Annotated in this window: 10 protein-coding genes; 4 read left to right on the top strand and 6 right to left on the bottom strand. The window is 72.4% G+C overall.

All coding sequences use genetic code 11. The features are described 5' to 3' along the window. Positions 1-461: 461 nt before the first annotated feature. On the bottom strand, positions 462-1,823 hold the full coding sequence (locus AC3A57_RS15660) for a ribonuclease H-like domain-containing protein (protein ID WP_487579765.1): 1,362 nt from the start codon (positions 1,821-1,823) through the stop codon (positions 462-464). Next, complete coding sequence (locus AC3A57_RS15655) at positions 1,820-4,423, bottom strand: DEAD/DEAH box helicase (protein WP_487579764.1); 2,604 nt, start codon at positions 4,421-4,423, stop codon at positions 1,820-1,822. The genes AC3A57_RS15660 and AC3A57_RS15655 overlap by 4 nt, the downstream gene beginning before the upstream one ends. A gap of 148 nt (positions 4,424-4,571) precedes the next feature. On the opposite strand from AC3A57_RS15655, the gene AC3A57_RS15650 reads away from it, so the two are divergent. The 3 genes from AC3A57_RS15650 (at position 4,572) to AC3A57_RS15640 (ending at position 8,195) form a co-directional block, all read left to right on the top strand. Further along, the gene (locus AC3A57_RS15650; protein WP_487579763.1) at positions 4,572-6,026 is read left to right on the top strand and encodes an Hsp70 family protein; all 1,455 of its coding nucleotides are present in this window, start codon (positions 4,572-4,574) and stop codon (positions 6,024-6,026) included. A gap of 56 nt (positions 6,027-6,082) precedes the next feature. Beyond that, complete coding sequence (locus AC3A57_RS15645) at positions 6,083-6,721, top strand: DUF938 domain-containing protein (protein ID WP_487579762.1); 639 nt, start codon at positions 6,083-6,085, stop codon at positions 6,719-6,721. An 88-nt stretch (positions 6,722-6,809) separates the two neighbouring features. Then, positions 6,810-8,195, top strand: a complete 1,386-nt coding sequence (locus tag AC3A57_RS15640) for a sialidase family protein (protein WP_487579761.1) — start codon at positions 6,810-6,812, stop codon at positions 8,193-8,195. On the opposite strand, the gene AC3A57_RS15635 is transcribed toward AC3A57_RS15640, so the two are convergent. Both AC3A57_RS15635 and AC3A57_RS15630 read right to left on the bottom strand, forming a co-directional pair. Then, positions 8,105-8,719 (bottom strand): YiiX family permuted papain-like enzyme, encoded by a 615-nt coding sequence (locus AC3A57_RS15635; RefSeq protein ID WP_487579760.1) that lies wholly within the window; start codon positions 8,717-8,719, stop codon positions 8,105-8,107. The genes AC3A57_RS15640 and AC3A57_RS15635 overlap by 91 nt on opposite strands. 4 nt (positions 8,720-8,723) lie before the next feature. Next, entirely contained in the window at positions 8,724-9,251 is a 528-nt protein-coding gene (locus AC3A57_RS15630) for a GNAT family N-acetyltransferase (protein WP_487579759.1), read from the bottom strand. Between the two features lie 153 nt (positions 9,252-9,404). Here AC3A57_RS15630 and AC3A57_RS15625 point away from each other — a divergent pair, with 153 nt between their 5' ends. Beyond that, positions 9,405-10,211 (top strand): nucleotidyltransferase domain-containing protein, encoded by an 807-nt coding sequence (locus AC3A57_RS15625; RefSeq protein ID WP_487579883.1) that lies wholly within the window; start codon positions 9,405-9,407, stop codon positions 10,209-10,211. A gap of 299 nt (positions 10,212-10,510) precedes the next feature. Here AC3A57_RS15625 and AC3A57_RS15620 read toward each other — a convergent pair whose 3' ends face one another. Together AC3A57_RS15620 and AC3A57_RS15615 are read right to left on the bottom strand one after the other, a co-directional pair. Then, positions 10,511-11,137, bottom strand: coding sequence for a thymidine kinase (locus tag AC3A57_RS15620; protein WP_487579758.1), 627 nt, complete (start codon positions 11,135-11,137; stop codon positions 10,511-10,513). A 94-nt stretch (positions 11,138-11,231) separates the two neighbouring features. After that, positions 11,232-11,966, bottom strand: coding sequence for an SEL1-like repeat protein (locus tag AC3A57_RS15615; RefSeq protein ID WP_487579757.1), 735 nt, complete (start codon positions 11,964-11,966; stop codon positions 11,232-11,234). Positions 11,967-11,974: the final 8 nt, after the last annotated feature.

Raw genomic sequence — 11,974 nt, 5'->3', positions numbered from 1 at the left:
GCGTTCGCAAGTCTCTTGTAGGAGCGGCGTGAGCCGCGACACGTTGCAGCCGGTCGCGTCGTCGTTGTGGTTTCGCGTCGCGGCTCACGCCGCTCCTACAGGGATGCGGCACCGCGGGCTTGGGGTAGGAGCGACGCAAGTCGCGACCGCGCTCTTGCCCGTCGCGTCGACCCGATCCGCAAGCGTTCGCAAGTCTCTTGTAGGAGCGGCGTGAGCCGCGACACGTTGCAGCCGGTCGCGTCGTCGTTGTGGTTTCGCGGTCGCGGCTCACGCCGCTCCTACAGGGATGCGGCACCGCGGGCTTGGGGTAGGAGCGACGCAAGCCGCGACCGCGCCGCCTCCCGCCGCGGCGACCCGATCCGCAAGCGTTCGCAAGTCTCTTGTAGGAGCGGCGTGAGTCGCGACACGTTGCAGCCGATCGCGCCGCCGTTGCGGTTTCGCGGTCGCGGCTCGCGCCGCTCCTACCCCGCGGCGGCCAGTTCGGCGTGGGCCTGGACCAGGCGCGGCAGCAGCTGGGCCAGGGTCGCCACGTCCTGGTGGTTGTGCGCGATCACCCGCCGCAGCAACGCCGCGCTGCCGCCGCGCAGATACTGCAGCCACGCCGCCGGCGCCTGTGCGCCGGGCAAGTCGTCTTCGCGCAGGATGCGCAGCAGTTCGCGTTCGATCGTCGCCAGTTTGCAGTTCTCCCACACCCCGCGGTACAGCCGTCGGGTCGGAAACAGCAGGTCGACGTGATCCAGGCCGAGCAGCGGATTGGGTTGCCGCGCCAGCCGGTAGCGCGCGTTCAACAGCGGCGCGTCGTAGCAGCGGCCGTTGTAGCTCGACAGCACGGTATCGGGCCGCAGCCAGCCGGCGAATTCGCGCAGCATCGCCGGTTCGGCGGCGAGGCTGGCGATGGTCAGCTGGCGGATGCGCAGGCCGGCGCCGCGGCCGGGGTCGTGGCGCCAGTCGGCGGCGCCGATCATGAAGGCGCGGGTGCCGGTGCCGCCGGCCAGGCCGGTGGTTTCGGTGTCGAAGAACAGCAGCCGTTGCGGCTCGACGCTTTCGTCGCCGCGCTTGGCGAAAGCCAGCGACAGCGCGCTGGCCGGCACCGGCAGCGGCAGATGCGCTTGCAGGTAGTACAGGCCGGGCGCGATTTCCTCGCCCGGCAAGGAACGGTCGAGCGAGCGACGCGCCGGCGACGCGGCGAAGCCGGCCGCGACCGGCGGGGATTCGATCGCGGCCGACGGCGTCGGCTTGCGTTCGCGCAGGGCGATCAAGCGGCGCAGGGCGTCGATGTCGGTGCGCGGGCCGCGGGCGCGGCTGGGCGTTTCGCTCTCGCCGCGGGGTAGGGGCGCAGCGGCTGGGCTGGGAGCAGGCGAGGGCGGCGCGGTCGCCGGGGACGTCGGTTCGGCGGCAGGGGATGCGCCGATATCCGCGCCGGGCTTGCGCTCGCGCAAGGCGATCAGGCGGCGCAACTGCGCGGCGTCGGTGGCGGCCGGGCGGGGCTGCGCATGGTCGAGCGCATCGTCGAGGAAAGGGATGTCGCTGGCGGCGATCCGGCTTTGGTTCGGCTTCGCCGATGAGCGCGGCAGCGGCGCGGTCGGATCGGCCGAAGAGCGAATCTCCCCCAACCCCTCATTTTCGAGGAGGAGAGCGCCGGCGTCGGCGCGGCTGGCGCCTTGTGCGTCCGCGGCTTGGCGATGGCCTGCGCTCGCGGGCGCGGGTGGGGCAAAGGCGGCAGTGCGCGCTGCGGCCGGCGAGGCGGCGGCCGGCGGCGGATCGGCCTGCGTCCGTCCTGCCTGCCGCTGCAGCAGGCGCAGCTTGGCCAGGTCCAGGCTCACGCCTCGCGGCCTTCGCCCAGGGCGGCTTGGTCGAGCAGGGCGAGCGAATCGCGGTCGAGCGAGGCTGGGTCGAGCAGATCGGCATCCAGCCGGCTGTTGTCCGGCGAACCGTCGTCCGGCGTACCCTCGCCGAGCAGGCCCAGCACCTTCAAGGCCAGGGCCTTCGGCGTCGCGCCGCCGGCGCGGTCTTCGTCGGCGGCCAATACCGGGCCGACGCAGGCCGGACAGCCGGCGCGGCAGTCGCAGCGGCCGACCAGTTCGCGCGCGCGCTGGACCAGTTCGGCCTGGCGCAGCCACAGCGGTTCGCTGAGGCCGACCCCGCCGGGGAAGTTGTCGTACAAGTACACGGTCGGCACGAACTGCTGCACCTCCAGGGTCGCCAGCGACCCGGCCGCGGCGTCGGACTCGACCCCGCGCAACTGGCCGCGGCCGCTCGCGTCCTGGGTCGCGAACCAGGCGCCGTCGCCGTTGCCGACCGACTTCTGCAGGTCGCGCGCATCGGCCATCACCGCCACCGTGGCGACCACGTGCAGCGCGTGCGCCGCGCCGAGGAAACCGTCCAGGGCGTCCTGGCGCGATTCGAAGCGCGACAGCAGCACGCCCTGCGGCAGCTGCCACCACACCGCGGTGGTGTGCAGTTCCTGGTCGGGCAGGGCGACCGGGCCGTAGCCGATGTTCTCGTGGGTGTAGTAGCGGATCTTCTTGTAGCCGGCCACCCGCCGGACCACGTGCACTTCGCCGTGATGGCTGTCGCCGCGTCCGGCGGCGGCGCCGTCGAAACGGTCCAGCACCTTGAGCTTGGTGTAGTCGATCGAGTCGGTGTAGTAGTCGACGTGGGTGCGCACGACGTAGGCCTTGCGCCCGTCCCAGTCCAGGCGTTCGACCTGGTAGGGCACCGACTGCACCATGTGGATCGCGCCCTCGTACAGGGTCAGCGCCGCGGCCGAGTAATCGACCTCGGCGATGATCGCCTGGCGGCCGTCGCTGCGGTCGACCACGACGAAGTTGCCGTCGGCGACCGAGCGCAGGCTGACCGCGTTGGCCGGGTAGCTGTCGGCGATCCATTCCCAGCGTTCGCCCTCGCGATGGACCACACCGGTTTCGGCCAGCGCCTCCAGGAACACCGCCGGGTCGATCGGACCGAAGCGTTCGCCGTGCAGGAACGGCAGCTCGAACGCAGCGCAGCGGATGTGGTCGAACAGCACCAGCGGCTGGTCCGGGGCGATGCGCGCGTGCTCCGGCGGCGCGTCGGCGAAGAAGTCCGGATGCCGCACCATGTATTGGTCGAGCGGCTGCGAATTGGCCACCAGCACGCCCAACGACGGCTGGCGGCGGCGGCCGGCGCGGCCGAAGCGCTGCCAGGTCGCGGCGACCGAACCCGGGTAGCCGTTGAGCACGACCACGTCGAGGCTGCCGATGTCCACGCCCAGCTCCAGCGCCGAGGTCGAGACGACGCCGTCGATGCGGCCGTCGCGCATCGCCCGCTCGGCCTCGCGCCGCTCGCTCGGCAGGTAGCCGCCGCGGTAGGCGCGGATCCGCGCCGGCTTGCGCGGGTCGTGGTCGAACACGTCCTTGAGGTACTTGGTCAGCACCTCGACCATCAGCCGGGTCTGGGCGAACACCAGGGTTTTCAGCCCGGCCTTGATCGCGATCCGGGCGATGCGGTTGCTCTGCGAACGCGCCGAGGCGCGCAGGCCCAGGTCGGGATTGATCACCGGCGGGTTCCACAGCAGCACGTGCTTGTCGCCGGTCGGCGCGCCGGACTCCAGGATCGCCCGCACCGGCCGCTCGATCAGCGCCTCGGCGTGGGCCTGGGGGTTGCCGATCGTCGCCGAGCACAGGATGAACTGCGGCCGCGCGCCGTAGAACGCGCAGATCCGCTGCAGCCGGCGCAGCACGTTGGCGACGTGGCTGCCGAACACGCCGCGGTAGGTGTGGATTTCGTCGATCACCACGTAGCGCAGGTTCTCGAAGAACTGCGCCCACTTGGTGTGATGCGGCAGGATCGCCTGGTGCAGCATGTCCGGGTTGGAGACCACGATATCGCCGTGCAGGCGGATCGCCTGGCGCGCGTCGCCGGGGGTGTCGCCGTCGAAGGTGAAGGCCTTCACCCCTAGGTCGCCGGCGCGGTTGAGTTCCAGCAATTCGGCGACCTGGTCCTGGGCCAGGGCCTTGGTCGGAAACAGGTACAGCGCCTTCGACGCGGGCGCGCCGGCGGCGCCGGCCATGGCCGCGGCGACCACCGGCAGGGTGTAGCACAGCGACTTGCCCGAGGCGGTCGGGGTCACCACCGCCACGTCCTCGCCGGCCTGGGTCGCCGCCCAGGCCTCGGCCTGGTGGCTGTAGAGCCGTTCGATGCCGCGCGCGCGCAGCGCCCGCCGCAGCGGCTCGGGCAGGTCGTCCGGCAGCGGCGCGTAGCGGCCTTCGCGCCCGGGCAGGGTGAAGGCGCCGGTGATGCGGTCGCGGTAGCGGCGCTGCAGCCGCTCGGCCAGGGCGCCGCCGTGGCGGGCGTCGATGGCTTCTTCGCTGCGGGCCAGGGCCTGCGAGCGCTGCGCAGCGGGGACGAGGTCGCGCGGGGACGGATCGATCAGGGCGGACATGGGCGCAGGCGGCGGAGGGGAGTCTCGTTGTACGAGACTGCGATCTCAGCGTGTGAGACGCCATAGGCTTTGCCGGCCGTGCCTAAACGATTCAGGCCGCGGCGGCGCGCAACCGGTATCCTTGCGCGCCGCAAAAAACGCCCAACCCATGAAGATCGGCATCGATTTCGGCACCAGCTACTCCGCCGCCGCGGCGGTGATCGACGGCGCGGTGCGCACGGTCGCGTTCGGCGAGGAGCGCCAGTTCCGCACCACCGTGTATTTCCCCGAGGCGGTGCCCGACCCGAGCCGGTTCGAGCTGACCGACGCGCTCGAGGCCGAGGTCGACGCCCTGGTGCGCAGCGCCCGCGCCCAGCAGACCCGCGCCCTCAACGAGGCCCAGGCCCGGCGCGAGCACGCCGCGCGGTTGCCGGCCGGGCAGCGCGAGGCGGCGCTAGCGCTGATCCCGAGCCCGCTCCAGCGCAACGAGGCCGACCTGCGCCGCGACGCGATCCGCGCGGTGCGCCGGCAATGGCTGGAACAGCAGGTGCGCGAGGCGCGCGCCTCGGCGGCGACCCTGCAGAACGCGGTTTACGGCGAGGACGCGGTCGAGGCCTACCTCGCCGAGGGCTACGGCAACCTGGTCCAGTCGCCCAAGTCGATGCTCGGCTACCAGCTGGCCCCGCACGTGCGCCAGACCATCGTCGGCATCGCCGGTTACATCCTCGAACACATCCGCCTCAGCGCCAGCCAGCAGCTCGGCGCCAACGTGCGCTCGGCGGTGCTGGGCCGGCCGGTGCAGTTCCGCAGCTCGATGGGCGCGGCCGGCGGCGAGCAGGCCCTGGCGATCCTGACCGAGGCCGCGCAGGGCGCCGGTTTCGACCAGGTCGAATTCCTCGAGGAGCCGGTGGCCGCGGCGCTGGGCTACCACGCCCAGAGCGCGCATCGCCATCGCACCCTGGTGGTCGACATCGGCGGCGGCACCACCGACGTGACCCTGGCCGAGGTCGGCGGCGAACGCGAGCCGGTGGTGCTCGGTTCCTGGGGCATCGCCCGCGGCGGCGTCGACGTCGATCTGTCGCTGAGCCTGTCGCGCTTCATGCCGCTGTTCGGCAAGAGCGCCACCCGGGTACCGGCGCACCACTACGTCGAGGCCGCGACCGTGCACGACGTGGTGCGCCAGCGCGAGTTCCAGCGTCGCGACAGCTACCGCGAGGTCGAGGCCCCGTTCGGCCCGCGCCTGATCGCCCTGCAGCAGGCCGGCAACACCACCCGCCTCAGCCGTGCGGTCGAAGCGACCAAGGTCCGGCTCAGCAGCGAAGCCGACAGCCGCGCCGAACTGGACTACATCGAAACCGGCCTGAGCCTGGCCTCCAGCGCCGTCGACCTGAGCCAGGCCGCCGAGCCCTTCCTCGGCTTCGTCGCCGAGCTGTTGGCCGAGGTCGCCCAGGAGATCGGCGAACCGCCGGCGACCGTATTCCTGACCGGCGGCATGTCGCGCGCGCCCTACGTGCGCGAAGCCGTGCGCCGCTGCTTCCCTGACGCGAAGCAGGTCGCCGGCGACCCGTCGCTGGGCGTGGTGTCGGGGCTGGCGTTCGCGGCGTTGCGTACCACGGCCGGCTAAGCCGGACGACGCTGGCGCGTGGACGCATCCTGCGCTTGTGGCATGGTGGCGCCAGCATGAAACCCCATTCCCCCGCCTGCGAGCGCAACCGCGAGCCGATCCTGGCGGTGCTGCGCGAGCGGTTCGCCGACCGCCGCGAGGTGCTGGAGATCGGCAGCGGCACCGGCCAGCATGCGGTGCATTTCGCCGCGGCGATGCCGTGGCTGCGCTGGCAGTGCTCGGATCGCGCCGACTACTTGCCGGGGATTCGGCTGTGGCTGGATGAGGCCGGACTGGCGAACACGCCGGCCCCGTTGGTGTTGGAAGCGGTGGCCGGTTCGGCGACCGGGCTGGTGCCGTTGCCGTCGCTGCCGCCCGCCGTGAACGGACGCAGGCCGGGTTTCGATGCGGCGTTCAGCGCCAATACCCTGCACATCATGGGCTGGCCCCAGGTCGAGGCGTTCTTCGCCGGTCTGGCGAACGTACTGGCGGAACAGGCCACGGTCGTGGTCTACGGGCCGTTCAATGACCAAGGCCGCTACAGCAGCGACAGCAACCGCGAGTTCGACGCCTGGTTGAAAGCGCGCGACCCGGCGTCGGGGCTGCGCGATGCCGAGGCGGTCGATGCTTTGGCCGCCGACCACGGCCTGGCCCTGGTCGCGGACCTGGCCATGCCGGCCAACAACCGCTGCCGGGTCTGGCGCCGCGGCGCTTGATACCGCGGCGAAATGCCGCGCGGCGGCGTTGACGGCAGCGGGCCGGCGCGCCGCACAATGCGGCGTCCTCGTTGCGGGTCCTGCGCCGATGCTTCCGTCTTCGATCCGTTGCCCGATCCGTTGCTGGTCGCCGGCCCTGGCCGCGCTGCTCGTCGCCGCCTGCGATGCGCCCCCGGCGCCGCCGGCCACCGAGGCTACGGCGAATCGGCCCACGCAGGCGGCACCCGCCGCAGCGCCGTGGCGGGTCGAAGACTGGCCCTTGCCGGTCGACGGCGGCGCCCAGCCGGACCTGATCGCCGCCCCCGACGGCGGCCTGCTGCTGTCGTGGATCGAGTCGCGCGACGGCCTGCATGCCTTGAAGTTCGCCCAGGCCGGCGCCGACGGGCGTTGGCGCGGTGCGCCGCGGGCGATCGCCCACGGCCGCGACTGGTTCGTGAATTGGGCCGACACGCCGCACCTGGGGGTGTCGGCCGACGGCGCGCTGTGGGCGCATTGGCTGCGCAAGTCCGGCGACGCGCCCTATGCCTACGACGTGGTGCTGGTGCGTTCGGCCGACGGCGGCGCGCACTGGTCGGCGCCGCTGCCGGTCAACGACGACGGCACCCCGACCGAGCACGGTTTCGTCTCGCTATGGGCCGAAGGCGCCGACGCGATGCGGGTGGCCTGGCTGGACGGCCGCGCCAGCGGCAAGGGCCCAGACCATGGCGAACACGCCGGCCACGGCGGCGCGATGACCCTGCGCAGCGCGCGCTTCGGCGCCGACCTGCAGCGCTCGGCCGAGACCGTGCTCGACACCCGCACCTGCGACTGCTGCCAGACCGACGCCGCCGCGACCGCGCGCGGCGCCTTGCTGGTCTATCGCGATCGCGGCGAACAGGAGGTGCGCGACATCGCCGCCGCCCGCCTGATCGACGGCGCCTGGACGCCGCCGCAGCCGGTGCACGCCGACGGCTGGGTCATGCCCGGTTGCCCGGTCAACGGCCCGGCGGTCGCGGCCCAGGGCGAGCGGGCGTTGGTGGCCTGGTACACCGGCGCCGGCGAGGCGCCGTCGCTGCGCATCGCCGCCAGCGCCGATGCCGGCGCGCGCTTCGGCGCGCCGTCGACCCTGGACCGCGGCGAGGCGGTGCAGGGCCGGGTCGATCTGGCCCTGGACGCGGACCAGGCCTGGGTGCTGTGGATGCGCGAGGACCGCGGCGGCCAGAGCCTGCAACTGGCGCGGCTGGCGCCGGACCTGAGCCAGGAACGCCAGCGCCTGACGCTGGCCCAGGTGCGCGGCCGGGGTCGCGGCACCGGTTTCCCGCAACTGGCCCTGGCCGGCGGCGCGGCCTATGCGGTCTGGACCGACCTGGTCGACGGCCGGCCGCGGCTGCGCGGGGCCAGGGTTCAGCCCGAGGCGACGGTGCGCAGCAAGGGCGAATCGAACATCTCCGCCGGCGCGATCACCGGTTCGTCCAACGGCACGCGTTCGCCGTAGCGCTCGCGCAGCTTGGCCTTCACCGCCGCGTCGTCGAGGCGGAAGCTGCGCAGCGGCCGGGTCTGGCCGATGCGCAGGCCGAGCGCGCGCTGGTACAGCTTCCAGGCCAGCTCGCTGCAGTAGATGCGCCGGTCCGACCATTCGAAGGCGAGGTCGTAGCGGCGGCCGACAAACCGCGCCGCCTGCGCGTGCAGCCGCGCCTGCTGGGTCGCGTCCGGCGGCGTGCGCAGGCGCTTGAGCACGTAGTGGCCGCGTTCGCCGCGCGCGATCCAGGCGGCGAGCGGGGTGTAGGACACCGGATCGATCGCTTCGAACACGTAGGGCCGGCCGTCGCGATGCAGGATCACGCCCAAGTGGCTGTAGCGCGAGCCGGTGGCGCGCTGGATCGCCTGGCTCTGCGAGGAGCGCGAGACCTGGAAGATCAGGTCGCCGTCGCGCACCGCCGGCGGCTGCGGCCGTGCCTGCGCTTGGGCCGTGCAGGCGGCCAGCAGCAGGCCGAGCAGAGCGGGCCAGGCGCGGCGCATGCGCTCAGTCCGCGGCCGGCGCCGTGGCGAACAGGCGCACGTCGTGGCTTTCGCCGTTCATGCGCAGGCTGCCTTCGGCGCACAGCCCCAGCCGCTCCAGCACTCGGATCGAAGCGGCGTTGGCCGGATGCACGATCGCCAGCACCCGCGGCAGCGCCAGCACGTCGCGCGCGTAGCGCAGCACCGCGGCGCCGGCTTCCTGAGCGTAGCCGCGCGCGCGATGCTGCGGCAGGTAGGCGTAGCCGATGTCCGGGTCGGGCAGGGCGTCGCGGCGCAGCAGGCCGCACATCCCGATCGGCTCGCCGCTGTCGCGCAGTTCGACCCGCCACAGGCCGAAACCGTTGCGGGCGTAGCTGGCCGCCGGGCCGTCGGCGATGTAGCGCGCGGCGCTGTCCAGGTCGCGCACGCCGCGGTCGCCGATGTTCTGCAGGAAGGCCGGGTCGGTGACCAGTTCGAGGATGAAAGGCGCGTCGGCGGGCACGAGTTCGCGCAGCAGCAGGCGTTCGGTCTGGATCGGCAGGGCGGACGGCATCGGCGGCATCGGGCGAGCGGGCGGGAGTGAGGACGCGGGCAACGATACGACAGTGACGCGGGTCGGTGTGGCGACGATGAAGTCGGCGCCGCCGCGCGGCTAGACTGGAGGGCCGTCCGCCTCCGCTCGCCGCGCATGACCGTCCTGTCCGCCCTGCCCGAACTGCATCCCATCGCCGAGGACAAGCGCCGCGCGGTGCTCGACGCCCTGGCCGCGATCGAGCGAGAGCATGCGGTGCGGATCGTCTATGCCTGCGAATCGGGCAGCCGCGGCTGGGGCTTTTCCTCGGCCGACAGCGATTACGACGCGCGCTTCGTCTATGTCCACGAGCGCGACTGGTATTTGACCGTCAACGAGCTGACCGGCCCGAACCAGCCGCAGCGCGACGTGATCGAGCTGCCGATCGAGCACGATCTGGACGTCAGTGGCTGGGACCTGCGCAAGGCCCTGCGCCTGCTGTCCAAGTCCAACCCGACCCTGCTGGAGTGGGTGCGCTCGCCGGTGGTGTACCGCGAGGATCCGGCGCTGGGCCCGGGCCTGCGCCGGCTGGCCGAGACGTTCTACTCGCCGGTCGCGGCCTGGCACCACTACCTGAGCCTGGCCCTGGGCACCTTCCGCGGCCACCTCGGCGGCGAGGCGATCCGGACCAAGAAGTACCTGTACGTGCTGCGCCCGGTGCTGGCCTGCCAGTGGATCGAGCGCGAGCGCACGCCGCCGCCGATGGCGTTCGAAGACCTGATGGCGCGGCTGCTGCCGGACGGCCCGGTGCGCGAGGCCGTCGACGCCTTGCTCGAACGCAAGCGCCGCAGCGCCGAAACCGAGGCCGGGCCGCGGATCGCCGCGATCAGCGATTTCCTCGAAGCCGAACTGGCGCGGATGCAGGCCGCGCCGCCGGCGCTGGCCGCCGGCAGCGGCCGCCAGGAAACGCTGGACGCGTATTTCCGTTCGGCGCTGGGTTGAGCGGGAAGGGCGGGAACAGCGCAGAGCAAATCCCCCGGCGCCGCCGGAGCACGGGCCATCGGACAACGCCGGCGCCAGCCCCCTTTTTCAAAAGGGGCCAGTGTTAAGGGGGCCGGTTTTCAAAAGGGGGCCAATGGAAACCGGCAGCGATTCTCCCGGGCGTGGGTCAAGCCAGCGCCGCCGCAAGCATTCCCCCTTTGAAAAAGGGGGCTAGGGGGATTTGCTTTGGCTTTAGCTCCGCCATCCGCCATCCGCCATCCGCCATCCGCCATCCGCCATCCGCCGATGCCGGGACGCCCTCAGTTCGACAACGGCAACGGCTGTTGCAGCGGCTCGATCGTGCCCTCGCCGCGCATCACCTTCTTGTACTCGGCGCGCGAGACCGAGATGTAGCGGTCGTTGCCGCCGATCTCGACCTGCGGCCCGTCCTGCACCGCGCGGCCGGCGGCGTCGACGCGCACGTTCATGGTCGCCTTCTTGCCGGAATGGCAGATGGTCTTGATCTCGCTGATCTCGTCCGCCCAGGCCAGCAGGTACTGGCTGCCCTCGAACAGCTCGCCGCGGAAATCGGTGCGCAGGCCGTAGCACAGCACCGGAATGCGCAGCGCATCGACCACCTCGCTGAGCTGCCAGACCTGGGCCCGGCTCAGGAACTGGGCCTCGTCGACCAGCACGCAATGCAGCGCGCCGCGCGCGGCGATGTCGGCGCGGATCAGCGCTTCCAGGTCCTGATCGCGATCGAAGGCTTCGCCGTCGGCGCGCAGGCCGATCCGCGAGGCCACGGTACCGCGCCCGGCGCGGTCGTCCAGGTGCGGGGTCAGGATCGCCACGCGCATGCCGCGCTCGCGGTAGTTGTGCGCCGACTGCAGCAAGGTCGTGGTCTTGCCGGCGTTCATCGCCGAATAATAGAAATAGAGCTTGGCCATGCGCGCAGTGTAGGCCGCGCGCGGGCCGCGCCACAGACTTGACGGCGCGCGCGGCGGACGTCGAACCGGCACGGCCGGTCCGACGCCGGTGCGTTCAGTTCGAACGCGGTGCGTTTTGCGCCGGGCCGACCTCGACGTTGCCGTCGCGCCAGACCACGTCCTCGGCGGCCCAGTAGCGGGCGCTGTCGAAGCGCCAGTCGTGGTACATCGCGGTCAGGTCGGTGGCGCCGGGCTCGAACAGCCGGGCCGGGCCCGGGGTGAACACCTGCAGCCGGCCGACCTCGCCGGTGCGGCTGCCGGTAATCTCGCGCTTGGAGCGCGACAGCGCCTGCTCGAAGCGCGGCTTGGCGACGCGGTCGCCGTATTGATCGTACAGCGCCTGGCCCTCGCGCAGGGCGCGTTCGCGCTCGGCCTCGCCCAGTTCCTGCCACATCTTCTCGCGCAGGATCGCGAACTGCGGGTACTGGCGCTCGGCGGCCAGATCGGCCCAGGCGTAGGCCAGGGCGCGGTCCTGGCTTGCGCCCAGGCCGTACCAGTACATCAGGCTCAGGCGGTGCTGCGAATACTTGTCGGCGTAGCGCGCGGCGCGGCGGAAATGGCGGAAGGCGTCGTCCCAGTCGCCCTGCGCGGCGGCCTGGCTGCCGTACAGGCGCCACAATTCGTTGGGATGGGTCTTGGCCATCCGGCTGCGCTGGTCGAAATGTTCGCGCTGCATGCGGTCGCTGTCGGCGCCGACCGCGGCGGCGGCCGCGGCGTCGTCCGGCGCAGCCAGGACGGGGGCGGCGAGTGCGCCGCCGAGGGCGATGGCGAGTACGAGCAGGCGTTTCATGCCGGGTT

This window comes from Lysobacter sp. Soil_C_15 (assembly GCF_057657315.1).
This window is presented reverse-complemented; position numbering and strand designations above follow the sequence as displayed.